This window comes from Mycobacterium sp. PDNC021 (assembly GCF_048282635.1).
Classification (GTDB): domain Bacteria; phylum Actinomycetota; class Actinomycetes; order Mycobacteriales; family Mycobacteriaceae; genus Mycobacterium; species Mycobacterium llatzerense.
In genome coordinates this window covers 195,775-208,986 of record NZ_CP182502.1, presented here as the reverse complement: position 1 = coordinate 208,986, position 13,212 = coordinate 195,775, and the positions used below count along the sequence as shown (strand labels likewise).

Annotated in this window: 14 protein-coding genes and 1 tRNA gene; 6 read left to right on the top strand and 9 right to left on the bottom strand. The window is 64.9% G+C overall.

The window, feature by feature from the left end; genetic code table 11:
* Positions 1-59: 59 nt before the first annotated feature.
* The 3 genes from ACNO8X_RS01075 to ACNO8X_RS01065 all read right to left on the bottom strand — a co-directional run bounded on the left by ACNO8X_RS01075 (position 60) and on the right by ACNO8X_RS01065 (position 2,862).
* Positions 60-749: a TetR/AcrR family transcriptional regulator gene (locus tag ACNO8X_RS01075; protein WP_418003785.1), complete on the bottom strand. Its 690-nt coding sequence runs from the start codon at positions 747-749 to the stop codon at positions 60-62.
* The gene (locus ACNO8X_RS01070; protein ID WP_418003784.1) at positions 742-1,833 is read right to left on the bottom strand and encodes a TIGR03857 family LLM class F420-dependent oxidoreductase; all 1,092 of its coding nucleotides are present in this window, start codon (positions 1,831-1,833) and stop codon (positions 742-744) included. Before ACNO8X_RS01070 ends, ACNO8X_RS01075 begins: the two co-directional genes overlap by 8 nt.
* 396 nt (positions 1,834-2,229) lie before the next feature.
* Entirely contained in the window at positions 2,230-2,862 is a 633-nt protein-coding gene (locus ACNO8X_RS01065; protein ID WP_418003783.1) for a TetR/AcrR family transcriptional regulator, read from the bottom strand.
* 62 nt (positions 2,863-2,924) lie between these two features.
* Here ACNO8X_RS01065 and ACNO8X_RS01060 point away from each other — a divergent pair, with 62 nt between their 5' ends.
* On the top strand, positions 2,925-3,563 hold the full coding sequence (locus ACNO8X_RS01060) for an O-methyltransferase (protein ID WP_418003782.1): 639 nt from the start codon (positions 2,925-2,927) through the stop codon (positions 3,561-3,563).
* A 7-nt stretch (positions 3,564-3,570) separates the two neighbouring features.
* Here the strand turns inward: ACNO8X_RS01060 and ACNO8X_RS01055 are convergent, their stop codons facing one another.
* A complete protein-coding gene (locus ACNO8X_RS01055) occupies positions 3,571-4,128 on the bottom strand; it encodes a sugar O-acetyltransferase (protein ID WP_418003781.1) in 558 nt (185 codons plus the stop codon).
* Between the two features lie 62 nt (positions 4,129-4,190).
* On the opposite strand from ACNO8X_RS01055, the gene ACNO8X_RS01050 reads away from it, so the two are divergent.
* On the top strand, positions 4,191-4,439 hold the full coding sequence (locus ACNO8X_RS01050; protein ID WP_043390120.1) for a hypothetical protein: 249 nt from the start codon (positions 4,191-4,193) through the stop codon (positions 4,437-4,439).
* A 22-nt stretch (positions 4,440-4,461) separates the two neighbouring features.
* On the opposite strand, the gene ACNO8X_RS01045 is transcribed toward ACNO8X_RS01050, so the two are convergent.
* Complete coding sequence (locus ACNO8X_RS01045; protein WP_418003780.1) at positions 4,462-5,007, bottom strand: pyridoxamine 5'-phosphate oxidase family protein; 546 nt, start codon at positions 5,005-5,007, stop codon at positions 4,462-4,464.
* A 52-nt stretch (positions 5,008-5,059) separates the two neighbouring features.
* Positions 5,060-5,680 (bottom strand): TetR/AcrR family transcriptional regulator, encoded by a 621-nt coding sequence (locus ACNO8X_RS01040; RefSeq protein ID WP_418003779.1) that lies wholly within the window; start codon positions 5,678-5,680, stop codon positions 5,060-5,062.
* Positions 5,681-5,792: 112 nt separating this feature from the next.
* Between ACNO8X_RS01040 and ACNO8X_RS01035 the strand changes: the two genes are divergently transcribed.
* On the top strand, positions 5,793-6,965 hold the full coding sequence (locus ACNO8X_RS01035) for an aromatic ring-hydroxylating oxygenase subunit alpha (protein WP_418003778.1): 1,173 nt from the start codon (positions 5,793-5,795) through the stop codon (positions 6,963-6,965).
* A gap of 116 nt (positions 6,966-7,081) precedes the next feature.
* Entirely contained in the window at positions 7,082-8,815 is a 1,734-nt protein-coding gene (locus ACNO8X_RS01030) for an acyl-CoA dehydrogenase family protein (RefSeq protein ID WP_418003777.1), read from the top strand.
* Here ACNO8X_RS01030 and ACNO8X_RS01025 read toward each other — a convergent pair.
* Positions 8,812-10,275, bottom strand: coding sequence for a bifunctional phosphatase PAP2/diacylglycerol kinase family protein (locus ACNO8X_RS01025; RefSeq protein ID WP_418003776.1), 1,464 nt, complete (start codon positions 10,273-10,275; stop codon positions 8,812-8,814). The two genes, ACNO8X_RS01030 and ACNO8X_RS01025, sit on opposite strands and share 4 nt — an antisense overlap.
* A gap of 346 nt (positions 10,276-10,621) precedes the next feature.
* Between ACNO8X_RS01025 and ACNO8X_RS01020 the strand changes: the two genes are divergently transcribed.
* Positions 10,622-11,299, top strand: a complete 678-nt coding sequence (locus tag ACNO8X_RS01020; RefSeq protein WP_418003775.1) for a hypothetical protein — start codon at positions 10,622-10,624, stop codon at positions 11,297-11,299.
* Between the two features lie 68 nt (positions 11,300-11,367).
* Here the strand turns inward: ACNO8X_RS01020 and ACNO8X_RS01015 are convergent.
* Positions 11,368-11,441, bottom strand: a tRNA-Gly gene (locus ACNO8X_RS01015).
* A 47-nt stretch (positions 11,442-11,488) separates the two neighbouring features.
* Between ACNO8X_RS01015 and dcd the strand changes: the two genes are divergently transcribed.
* Positions 11,489-12,058 (top strand): dCTP deaminase, encoded by a 570-nt coding sequence (gene dcd / locus ACNO8X_RS01010; protein WP_043987885.1) that lies wholly within the window; start codon positions 11,489-11,491, stop codon positions 12,056-12,058.
* A 231-nt stretch (positions 12,059-12,289) separates the two neighbouring features.
* Here dcd and ACNO8X_RS01005 read toward each other — a convergent pair whose 3' ends face one another.
* Entirely contained in the window at positions 12,290-13,093 is an 804-nt protein-coding gene (locus ACNO8X_RS01005) for a superoxide dismutase family protein (protein WP_418003774.1), read from the bottom strand.
* Positions 13,094-13,212: the final 119 nt, after the last annotated feature.

Genomic DNA, 13,212 nt, shown 5'->3' with positions numbered 1-13,212 from the left:
CAGATGCTATCAGCGAACAGTCCGGCGGACCTAGGAAAATATCTCCGTATGGTTTGCCACTACCGTCGCGGCTGGGTCAGCAACGCGACGACGGCATCGGTCAGCGCCGAGCGGGCGACGTCGAGATCCGAGGTGAAACCGATCTGCCGTTCGTTGCTGAGACCGCGGATCGCAGCGGGCAGCAGGCATCGCACGCGATGCAACTGGTCCGGGTCGACGTCGAGCCCGTCCATCAGATAGTCGAAACCCTGTATCCAGTCGAGCTCACGGGCCGCGAAAGCCGCTGCGGTGCACGGGTATTCGGCAGCGATATCGGAACGCCGCGCCGGCAGTGACGTGCGCAGTGCGGTCAGAGCCCGTCCCTCCGCGGTGTCCAAGTAGCGCCAGACGGATTCGATGGCCCCTTCCACCCGCTCCCGCAAGGTGCCGCTGCGCGGCGTTTCCGGGCCGGAAGACCAACTGCGGGAATGGATTTCGGTGATGACCGCAACCCAGAGTCCGTCGAGGTCGGCGAACTGGTGCTGCACCGTGCCCCAGGTGACGCCCGCATCCTTGGCGATGCGGTTCGCCGACACCGGCTCGCCACCGCTGTCGGCCAGACAGCGGATGGCGACGTCGAGCAGGCGCGCCCTGGTTTCCAGGCCGCGTTTGTTCAGCTTGGTGCCGGCACCCGACTGGGTGACGACGGCCTGCCACTGCTCCCGGGCAAGGGCCGCCTGCGGGGAATCCCGGGCCGCGTGCTCAGGCAAATCGACCGGGATTCGCCGCGACCGCACGGTGCAGCGTCGGCCGGTCGGCGCGGTAGGCCTCGACCACCGGGGCGAGTTCGTGCGGGCTGGCCCCGTGCATGATCACCGAGTGCACGCCCAGATCATACTGGCGGGCAATGGTTTTCGCGCAATCCTGTGGCGAGCCCTTGGCGACGGCGTCCAGCCATTCGGTGGGGATCAACTCCGCGATCCGCTGCAGCGTCTCGAACGACGCACTGGCATCGATGGGTCCGGCAGTGGCCGCATCGGTGAACAGGTCGGATTGGCGGATACGGTCCCACGTCGCTCGATCCCAGCCATTGGCCGAGACCAGCACATCCGGATAGGCCTGCAGATAGGTCGCGAGCCGCCCGACACCACGCCGGATCCGGTCGTCCTCGGACAACGCATCGGGGACCGTCGCCAGACATGCCCAGATGCGGACGCTGTCGGGGTCCCGGCCTGCCTTCTCAGCGCCCCGGCGCACCGCGGCAACCGACTTCTTCGTCGCTTCGTCCGAGAAAAAGGTGTGCAGCACAACGAAATCGGCGATCTCGCCGGCGAGCTCCATGGTCTTCGGGCCGACGGCCACCAGGCCGATCGGCGGCCCGTCCTCGAGGCCGTTCACGTGGCGCAGCATGGGCCATTTCCCGGCCGGGCCATCGTGATCGAGGATCATTTCGCCGGCCCAGAGCCGGCGCAGGATGCCGAAGAAGTCGCGCAGGCGGGCCTCGGTGACCACCGGCAGCCCGATCGCCTGCCAGTACGGTCCCATCCCGCGGCCGAACGCCATGGCGAACCGGCCCTCGGTCAGGGCGTGCATCGTCGACCCGATGGTCGCGGTCACGGTGGGGTGCCGGGTGTGGTGATTGGTCGACGGCGCGATGCCCAGCGTCGTACTTGCGCCCGCCACCGCGCCACTGAGGACGCCGGCGTCCTTCACGGTGAAGCGCTCGCCGATGTGGCAGGAGCCCAGCCCGAGCGCCTCGGCCGCCCGGGCCTCGGGCAGCACCACCCGGGTGTCGGCCGGGTGTCGAGTGACGGCGTAGTAGCCGAGCTCGTTGAGCTGGTCTGGCGTGCTCATGGTGCGCCTTTCATCGGAGACGCTTAGCACTGTTAACCATCTGGGAGCAATTGTCAATGAGGGTTCTCAATAACTTGGTGAGGGCGTATCCGCCGAGGCGCCCGCTGTGTCGATGCAGGGGAATCGGGCATGCAAGCGATCGATCAGGAACTTGGCCTCATCGAGGTCGCGGCGGAGCTCGTGGGCGCGTCGCCGCATCGACCGCGCCCGCTCTGACCACGCCGACGCATCAGGTAGCGACTCAACCCGGGACAGCCTGGACGTCAGGTCCCACGCATGCCTGCGTAGCTCCGCGCGCAATGCCCGAGCCTGTGCCACATCGGCATCTTCAGTCACAAGGGACATATTTACACCACGGTAAATTGCCTTGCATGGCGGCCTGCGGCTCGCGGAGCGCTAGTGGGCCCGCTCGGGGTTGGGTGACAGCTTCTTGTGGCTTGATGTCGACACCGTCAGAACGATGTCGACTACAGCGTCGAGGAAGGTGTCGTCTATCGGTTCGCCCGTCACGATCACGCGATGGTGAATCGGGCCGACGAGCCACTCGGCCAACGCGGCCACGTCGGTCTCGGGGGGCAGCTCATCGCGTTCGATTGCGCGGAGGAACGGTTTCTGGTCGCGGGTGCGCTGATCGGAGAGGTAGCGGGATCGAAATGTCTGTGCCAATTCCGAATCATGTTGGGCTTGGCCGATGAGTGCGCGGTAGACGACGCCCGCGTCATCGGTGGTCAGGAAGTGAGCGGTACCGCGCAGATGTGCGCGCAGATCGGAGTCCAGACGGCCGGTATCGGGTGGCTCCAAAGCTGCGGCGGCATCTTCGAGGAATGCGTCCATGAGGACTTCTGTCTTGGAGCCCCACCAGCGATAGACGGTCTGCTTGGCGACCCCTGCCGCTTTGGCGATGCCTTCGATGGTGACCCCGGAAAAGCCCTTTTCGACGAGTAGGTCATCAGCAGCGCGCAGTACGGCTTCCCGCGCAGCTTCACTGCGACCGTGCCGGTTTCCGTGATGCGGTTGCGCGTCTGCCATGGCTCGATTGAACACCATCGTAGCCCTAGCCTAGACGCAACGTTGCGTCTATTGTAAAACGCATGACCTCAACCTTGAACCGACCGGAATACGCCTCGATCATCGATCGCCTGTTCGCCGATGCGCAGTTGGACGATCAACGGCGGCAAGGGCTTTCGCCGACCGCCTATGCCATTGCAGAACGTGCCGATATTTGCCAGGACTTCTACCTTTCGGTGGCTCCTGACTCGGGCCGACTGCTTTACAGCCTGATTCGTGCACTGAAGCCCTCGACCATCGTGGAGTACGGGATGTCCTATGGCATCTCCACCCTGCACCTGGCCGCCGCAGTCCGGGACAACGGCGTCGGGCGGATCATCACCACCGAGATGAGTTCGCGGAAAATAGCGGCAGCCCGCGCGACATTCGCCGAGGCGGGAGTTGCTGACTTGATCACGATTCTGGAAGGAGACGCCCGCACGACCCTCGAGACCGTCACGGGCCCAGTGCAATTCGTGCTTCTCGACGGCTGGCCCGATCTGGACTTGCCGGTGTTGAAGATCCTGGAGCCGGTGTTGGCGCCCGGCGCGCTGATTCTCGGCGACAACGTCAGGCTCGACCCGGAGCACGTCTACCTCGACTACGTCAACGCGCCGGCGAACGGTTACGTCAGTGCCCCGATTCCCCTCGACAAGGGCATGGAATTGACCGTTCGGGTGTAGTCCCGACCTACAACTCTCGGATCACCCGCGCCGGCGAGCCGACCGCCAGGACGCGAGGTGGCAGGTCGCCAGTGACCACCGAGCCGGCTCCCACGACGGTGTCGGCGCCGATGGTGACGCCCGGGCACACGATGACGCCGCCGCCCAGCCACACGTTGTCGCCGATCCTGATCGGTTCGGCTGCTTCCCACTTGTCTCGGCGCGCGCCCGGCTCCAACGGGTGGGTGGCCGTCAACAGCTGCACATTGGGGCCGATCTGGACGTCGTCACCGATGCTGATCGTGGCGACGTCGAGCAGGATGAGGCCGAAGTTCGCGAAAGTGCGCGCGCCGATGGTGGTTTGGTATCCGTAGTCGCACTGCAGCGGCGGACGGATCTCGCTGCTCTCGCCGAATGCGCCGAGGAGTTCCCGAAGCAGGCGGTTTCGTTCCTCGAGGCCGGTGGGATCGAGGGCGTTGATCCGGTGAGTGAGCTGCTGCGCGCGTTGTGAGTCGCGGGTCAGTTCAGGGTCGTCGGCAATGTAGAGGTCACCAGCGAGCATGCGGTCGCGCATCGAACGATCCATAGAACCACGTTAGGTGCTTCGGCCGCGGTGAACCTTTTGGACGGCCGCTTCGTTCAATTGGTATGAGCATCATCGACTTCCGCCGCCGGCGCTCCGCAGCGCCGACCTTCGTGGTGGTCGACCGTCTGCATGGCCGGCGCGCCGAAGAGGTGCCCGGCGAGCAGATCGCGGCGACGGTGTCGACGTGGCTCGCCGAGTTGGGCGTGGAGAGCCCGCTGATCGACGCGCTGGAAACGGCCGCGCAGAGTCAGGACTGGCCGACCGTTTACGCCCTTGGGGAGCGGCTGTCGGTCGACGTCATGGTCGCGTAGCTGAAACCTTCAGCGCCGCTGGTCAATCCACAGCCAGCTTCGTCGGCATCCCGTCGATGCTCGACAGGTTCTTCTGCTGCCAGTACTCGGCGACGCCCTCCGGGCCTTTCTTCTCGGCCCAGGTGTCGAGCAGGGCGCGCTCGGATTCGACCGACATGAGCGGCACGCCGAAGCCGCACGAGGTCTGGACGAGGTCCACGGTCATGTCATAAATCTGGCGGGCACTGACGTGGGGCGGGAACTCGCGGTAGAGCTCGTCCCAGTCGGGGTCTTTGGGCTGGACTTCGCGAGCGGTGCCATACAGCCGCAGGATCAGGGGCTCGCGGTCGAACGAGCAGAACATCAGCGTCATCCGCGGGTTGTCGAGCAGGTGCGCCGACGTCTCATTGCCGCTGCCGGTCAGGTTCAGCCAGGACACCCGATTCGGCCCGAGCACCCGGAGCGAGTCCAGGCCCTTCGGCGAGAGGTTCACCCGGCCGTCGCTCGCCGCCGTCGCCACGAAGTACATGCTCTGCGCGGCAATGAAGGTGCTGAATCTGTCAGTGATCTCCGGGAACTGCTTGCCCATAGAGGCATGGTTGCACGCCGGAGTGGAATTGGTCGACAGAGTTTCGAGCGCGCTATGGAGCTGTGTTGGCGACTGAGTCGTGATGCATCTGGACTGCCGGTGCGACCCAGCGACGGAGGAAGGCGCGTAGTTCCTCGCCGTGCCGCTCGGGGCCGCCGGGATCCAAGATGAACGACTGCAGTGTCCGCAGCATGAACTCGACCAGCTCGTCGAGTTGCCTACCGCTGAAACCGGCTGCGGGCCAATCGACCTGAAAGCGCTCGAGGATCGAGCGACCGAACGAAATTGACGTTTCGGAGGTGACGCCGGCGGCGAAAGCGCTCGCCTTGCCGGGGTGCATGACCAAGCTCAGATGGCGATCGTTGGGGAGTTGTTCCAATGTGTACGCGATGCCTTCGATCACGGCCTCGGTGGGGTCGGTGATCGATTGCAGGTCTTCGGCCAAGCGGTCCAGAAAGCCTTCGACTGCCGACAACGCGGTGCCGGTCATCAGCGCGTCGAGGGTGGGGAAATAGCGATACACGGTCTGTCGGGTGATCCCGAGTTCGGTGGCTACATCAGACACGCTCACCGAACCATGTGCGTCGATCGACGAGCGGGCCGCGCTGACGATGCGGCGCACCGCCTCGTCGTCGTCGACGGGGATGTCACCAGACCAGCCGTGTCTGCGCATCACCGCATACTTCCATCTCGCTGCTCTCCGGCGGACCTCATCCACTCTTGACCATACATAGTTGCTCTGATGTATGGTCCGAGTAATCCGCCAATGTGAATTGAGGTCAGCCATGACGGCGATCGCCGAAGGACCGGTCAGCAATCAGGACGAAGCACTGACGAGGCGTGCCTTGCGCCATGCCGTCGACAAGACGACGGATATGGCCGACCGCGAACTGCGGGTGCCGTTGCACTACTACCGGGATCCGAAGATCACTGAGATCGAGGAGTCGCAGGTGCTGCGCCGCGTACCGCTGGCGATCGTGCCGTCGGCCCAGATCCCCAACGCCAATGACTACGTCGTGCGTTCGGTGCTGGGTGATTCGCTACTGGTGACCCGCGATCGCGACGGTGTCAGTCACGTGTTCCTCAACTACTGCCGCCATCGCGGCGCGAAGCCGGCCTGCGGCGCAGGTAATGCCGCCCGGTTCACCTGCCCGTACCACGCGTGGAGCTACAAGAACACCGGCGAACTTTTCACCGTTCCCGGCAAGGCGGGTTTCGATTCGATGGACAAGGCCGACTACGGACTCGTTGAGCTGCCGAATGAGGAGCGCCACGGCTTCATCTGGGCCGTCCTGACCGCCGGCGCCGCCATCGACGTCGACAGCCACCTCGGGCCCATCGGTCCAGAACTCGAGCTGATGAACTACGCCGCGTACGGGTATCACACCGAGAAGGAGTTCCAGTCGCAAGTGTCGTGGAAGGGAGCCCTCGAAGCATTCGCCGAGGGGTACCACTTCCCATTCGTCCACGGCGAGAGCGTGATTGGCCAGAACACCCTGCCCAACACCGGGGTGTATGACGAGTACGGCAAGCACCACCGGATCGGCTTTCCCTTCAACTGGGTCGCCAATCTCGCTGACGACCCGTCCGGCTCCTGGGACCCGCACCAGAACATGGGCGTCATCTACTGGATCTATCCCAATCTGATCCTGGCCAACAGCCCGATCGGTGTCGAGATCATCGACATCCTGCCCGCTGGGGAGCCAACCCGATGCTCGGTGCGCCACAGCTGGATGGGGCGCGTGCCGGCCACTGATGACGAGATGCGTGCGGTCTACGACCAGGTGTACGACAACGTCCACGCCGCGGTCGTCGATGAGGACTTCGCCATGTTGCCCCAGTGCGGGGAAGGTGTCAGGCACGGCCAGCACGACCACATGATCATCGGCCGCAACGAGATTGGCGTGCAACACATGATCAGGGTGTTCGCCCAGGAGCTCGGCGTAGCGCTCCAATAAGGACGCGACCCTCGCTCGTTGGGACGATGTCTGCGCCGACCAATCGGAATCCGCCGTCTCGCGGTCGTCCGAGGGCTAGATTCGGTGCCAAATCCGGACCGAAGAAGGTGCGCCCCATGCCGAATGCCCGCGGACTGCTGCTCAACCCGAACGATTTCGACCCTCAACGTCTCGATCCGGAGACGCGGCGCCAGTTGCGTGCGCTGATCGAGTGGTTCGAAGATCGCGGCAAGGTGCGGTTGCTGCAGGACGACCTGGCGGCGAGCTGGGTGACCGATTTTCTCGATTTCATCAAGCGGGAGAAGGTTTTTGCGACGTTCCTGACACCGTCGGAGTTCGCCGACGGCGATCCGAACAAGCGCTGGGACACCTCGCGCAATGCTGTGCTGAGCGAGATCCTCGGCTTCTACGGGCTGGCGTACTGGTACGCCGAGCAGGTCACCATCCTCGGCCTCGGTCCGATCTGGCAGAGCGACAACATCAAGGCCAAGGAGCGGGCCGCCGCCCAGCTCGAGGCGGGTGGCGTCATGGCGTTCGCGTTGTCCGAGCGCGAGCACGGCGCCGACATCTACAACACCGACCTGCTGCTGACGCCGACGACGGACGAGGGCGTGGTGTTCCGGGCCTCGGGGGAGAAGTACTACATCGGCAACGGCAACGTGGCCGGCATGGTGTCGGTGTTCTCGCGCCGCACCGACGTCGACGGACCCGACGGCTACGTCTGGTTCGTCGCCGACAGCGGCCATGAGAACTACGAGCTGATCGACAACGTGGTGCACGGCCAGATGTACGTCAGCACGTTCCGGCTCAACGACTATCCGGTGCATGAGGAGGACATCCTGTGCACCGGGCCGGAGGCGTTCTCGGCGGCGCTGAACACCGTCAACGTCGGCAAGTTCAATCTGTGCAGCGGGTCGATCGGGATGTGCGAGCACGCCTTCTATGAGGCGATCACGCACGCGAACAACCGAATCCTCTACGGCAACCCGGTCACCGACTTCCCGCATGTGCGTGCGTCATTCGTCGACGTCTATGCCCGGTTGATCGCCATGAAGCTGTTCAGTGATCGCGCCATCGACTACTTCCGCAGTGCCGGCATCGAGGACCGCCGCTACCTGCTGTTCAATCCCGTCACCAAGTCCAAGGTCACCTCCGAGGGCGAGCGAGTGATCACCCTGCTATGGGATGTGCTGGCCGCCAAAGGATTTGAGAAGAACACCTACTTCAACGAGGTGAACCGCCTGATCGGCGCCCTGCCCCGGCTGGAAGGCACGGTGCACGTGAACGTCGCGCAGATCCTGAAGTTCATGCCGAACTACATGTTCAACCCGGGCAGCTACCCGCAGATCGGCACCCGCGACGACGCGGCCGACGACGTGTTCTTCTGGGCGCAGGGTCCGGCGCGCGGCGCGTCCAAGGTGCAGTTCGCGGATTGGGCGTCGGTGTACGAGCGGAACCTCTCGGTGCCGAATGTGGAGCGTTTCTACGAACAGGTGCTGGCGTTCAAGAACTTGTTGGCGACGGCGGCACCCGATGCCGACCAACAGCGCGACCTCGACTTCGTCCTGGTTGTCGGGCACTTGTTCACGCTGGTCGTCTACGGGCAGTTGATTCTCGAGCAGGCCGAACTGACCGGACTCGACCGTGACCTGGTGGACCAGATCTTCGACTTCCAGATCCGCGACTTCTCGTCGTATGCGGTTGCGCTGCACGGCAAGCCGAGCTCGACGGTGGCGCAACAGGAGTGGGCGCTGTCCGCGATCCGCAAGCCCGTCGCCGACGCGGCGCGTTTCGATCGGGTGTGGGAACAGGTCGCGGCCTACGACGGTGCGTACGAGATGCGGCCTTAGGTCAGGGGACGAAACACCGGCAGCGCCCGGTACCGCACACTGAACTTCGCCTCGCTGAGCTTCTCGCCCACCTCGCCGTCGTGCGCGACGGTCGTGGGTCCGTCGACGGCGACGAACCGGAACTCGGGCACCTGCAGCTCGTGGTACAGCGGGCTGCGTTCCAGTCGGCCCAACGCCACGGACGTTGCGATGCGCAGCCGGCCGAACCGCCGCCCGGTCTCGAGGATCCGTACGTCGATCAGCCCGTCGTCGAGGCGTGGTCGCTGCGACGGGGCGAATCCGGACGGGAAGTACTTCGAATTGCCGAGGAAGAAGAGTTCCGTCTCAAGTGTCTTGTCGTCGTAGCTGATTCGGACCGGGGCTTCCCGGCGCAGCGTCAGATAGAGCGCGCACAGCCCGGCCAGCGGCTTGCCCATCCGGCGCTCCAGCTTCTCGCGCGTCCGGACGTACTTCGGGTAGGCGCCGATGCTGGCGGTGTTGATCACCATGCGTTCGTCATTGAGGCACACCAGGTCGACGTAGGCCGCGGTGCCTTCGGTGATCGCCTGGACGGTCCGGGCCACTGAATCGCAGCCAATGTCCTTGGCGAAATGGTTGAACGTCCCGCCCGGGAACACTGCGAGTGGGACGTTGGCCTCGACCGCGATGCCCGCCGCGCACGCCACCGTCCCGTCGCCGCCACCGATGGCGAGCACCTCCGTACGTGCCGCTGTTTCCCGCAGCACGGTTTCGATGTCATCGTCATCGCTGAGTTCGATGATCTCCATGCCCGGCAAGGCTTTTCGGGCTTCGTCGATGATTCGTTTGCCTGTCCCGTCGCCGGAAGCCGGGTTGATGACGAGCGCGACGCCGGCGCCGTCGGGTCGGGGCTCGGTCGGGTATCGCAGCGGTTCGGAGCGCGGCAGGGTGGCCGCGGGGATGGTGGGGACGACGCGGGCGCCGAGGACCGCGATCGCGGCGCCGACGCCGAATCCGGCGAACACGTCCCCGGGATAATGCGCACCGGTGGCGACCCGCGACAACCCGACCAGGCCGGCGAGCAGCGCCAGCGGCAGGCCCGCCGTCGGGGACTCCAGTCCGACACCCACCGCGAACGCCGCGGCGCTGGCGGAGTGGCCCGACGGCAGGGAGTGCGAGGTCGGCATGCGTCGACTGCGGCGTGCGAGGGGAATCCGGCTGTGGTCCGGCCGCGGCCGGCGCCAGATCCGCTTGGCCAGCTGGTTGGTCACCAAGCTGGCGACCGCGAGGCTGACGACGCCGCGTGCGGCTCCGCGCCGTACCGATGCGGTGCCGACCGCGCCGAGGGCGGCAGCGATGGCGAACCACAGCTTGGAATGGTCTGCGGCCCTGGTCAGCCGGGGCATCACGTTGTCGAGAAGAGGGCTCGGTGACTCGGCTACCGCCTCGAAGACCTCACGGTCCAACGTCCCGAGGCCTCTACCGATCGCGTGCAGGTCCATGGAGCCCAAAGTATCCGTTGTGGCGGGAATTCAATCTTCGTCGAGCCGATGGCCTCATCTTTATCTGGCGCGTGGCCGTCGGCCCGCTGGTCGTCCGCCGCGGGACAACGCGGTGACCTCACGGACTGACTGCTCAAGTAGTTCGCTTACGGATCAGACAATTTGCCGCCGGATGTGGCGTCCTGAGACCTTGGGTCACCTTTGTTTCGTCCGTGGATACCAGAAAAAGTGCAGATCAGCGCCGGAGTGGCCCTCGTTGGAAGTACGCTTTTCGCACGCGTGGTGGTTCGCTTGAGAAAGGCAAATCATGATTGCTAGGTCGGTCTCAACGGCAGTATTCGTGGCGATGCTGGTAGTCAGCAGCGGCGTGTGCGGTATGGCCCATTCCGAGGTCTGCGTCAAGAAACTGGGCGGCGATGTCAGTTGGTGTCCATCCTCGGGCTCGGTCACCAACCTCAACGACAAATGGGTGGTCGCGCTGACCCCGATCGGATTGACCCCCCAACCAACGCAAGGGGATTCAGGACAGTCCTTGGTGGGCAAAGTGATAAGCGGCCGGTCCAACGGAGGGGCGCTGCTGGAAGCGCCTGGCGGTTCGGCCACCGTCTACGGCCCGACCCGCGTGGACTATGACGGCTGGTGGACGGTCGCGCTACAAGCCGGGACGGCGTTGTGTAACGCGTCAAAACTGTGCAGCTATCTTCAGGCCGCTCTCGATGTCTTCATCACCTGCATTGAGGGCGCAGCCCAGACGCTCTACACGACGACCGCGGCGATGCCCACGCCGTCGGAAATCGAGTCATACGTAGAGGCGGCTAGCGCCTGCATCGCCACGGTCAAGACGATGAACGCACAGTGGCGGGCACTGCAGAACAAGCGGCTGCTGACTGAGCCGGAGGCTACGTCAGCCTCGGAGGAATTGCTGAAGAAGCTGTCCACGGACTCCGGCATCGAGCGGATGCCCAAACCTGCCTCTTTCGCGGAGGAATTGGCCCAGGTCTTGGCCAAGGTCGGCAAGAGGTAGAAGGCGGTGTTGACCACCGCCGAGCGATCGCACGGGAGCTTCGCCTGCGCGGTGCCGCCCTGGTGACGTGGAGCCGATGACGGGAATCGAACCCGCGTATTCAGCTTGGGAAGCTGATGTTCTGCCATTGAACTACATCGGCACGGTGGTGCTGACGCAGGATATCAAGCTGGCCGATAGTCTCGTCGGGTGCTCCTCTCCGACCGCGATCTCCGGGCCGAAATTGCTGCTGGACGCCTCGGCATCGACCCGTTCGATGACGCCATGGTGCAGCCCTCCAGCGTCGACGTCCGGCTGGACAGCCTGTTCCGGGTCTTCAACAACACCCGCTACACGCACATCGACCCGGCGCAGCAGCAGGACGAGCTGACCACTCTGGTCGAGCCCGACGAAGGCGAACCCTTCGTCCTGCACCCGGGCGAATTCGTGCTGGGCTCGACGCTCGAAACCTGCACGCTCCCAGACGATCTGGCGGGCCGCCTCGAGGGCAAGAGCTCATTGGGCCGGCTGGGCCTGCTGACTCACTCCACCGCCGGTTTCATCGACCCGGGCTTCTCGGGGCACATCACGCTCGAGCTGTCGAACGTCGCCAACCTGCCGATCACCCTGTGGCCCGGCATGAAGATCGGGCAGCTGTGCCTGCTCCGCCTGACCAGCCCGGCCGAGCACCCGTACGGCAGCGACAAGGTCGGCTCCAAGTACCAGGGCCAGCGCGGGCCGACCCCCTCGCGGTCGTACCTCAACTTCTCCAAGCCCTAGCCCCTTTGACTGCGAACTGACGCAGGACTTGTGCGAGTGGCGAACTGCGTAGATTCGCAGTCAACTCAGCCTGGCCACTGAGGCCGTGTTGAGGGCGCTCGTTACTCGGCATTTCTCGCCGTAGGCGCAGAGTCAACGCCCGCGGGCTCCTTGCCGAGGTTGACCCTGTAACCAGGGCGCGGCTTACTCGCACTTTTGCACCCTCACCTCAGGGCCAACGCAGCCCCAAGCTCAGCCACCCGGCATCGGGCTCGTCGGCCCGACCGGGCTGGTGGGCACCGTCGTCATCGAAGTAGTCGGCACCGTCGAAGTAGTCGTGGTGTTCGTGGAAGACGAAGTAGTAGTGGTCGTATGAGTAGCCGGCGGCGCCACCGGCACATGCGTCGTCTCGGTGACCGTTTCGGTCGACGGAGACGCCGAAGAAGAACCAGCCGGAGCCAGCACCGCACACGCCACCCGCCCGCCGGCGTCACCCGTTGCCAGAGTCTCGGCGTCTGGGCCAGGAACCCCGCCATGCGTGTACCGCGGCGGAATGTTGGCGAAGTTGTCCGGTCCCTGATGGATGATCAGCGCGCTGCCCTCCGGCCCCTTCAAGGCCGCCTCGGTGAACGCGTCGGTCGTCGCAACGACCTTCCCGCTGCCGTCGCCGCGGATGTTCAGCGGCGTCAGATCACCGCTGGCGGGATGTCCGGTATGCCCGGCGACCTGCAGATGGCCACCGGCGGATGCGAAGTCTCCCTCGCACCTGCCCACGGAATGGATGTGCATGCCGTGGCTGCCGGGGGCGAGGATGCCGCCGCCGGTGGTCTCCACGGTCACCGTGGCGTAGCCGTCAGAAAAGTCGATGGCGGCATTGGCGACTGGTCTGCCGTCGGACGTCTTCAGCACGACGTTCAGTGCTGACGGATTCGCCTGGGTCCAGGTGGTGGGCGGCGCGGAGGTCGACGGCTTCGACGTCTGGCCGGAAGTGCAGCCCGCCAGCACAAAGACCGGCGCGGTGAGCAGAGCAGCAGCTGCAGTTGCGCGATTCAACATCAGGGCCGAATACCCGGAATGACCACTGTCTAACCGCACGATGTTTCACGCGAAACCGAGCCAGAGCTACTACAACCTCCGCCGAGGCGCCACTCGAAAGCCCCATGTGAGGCTGGTGT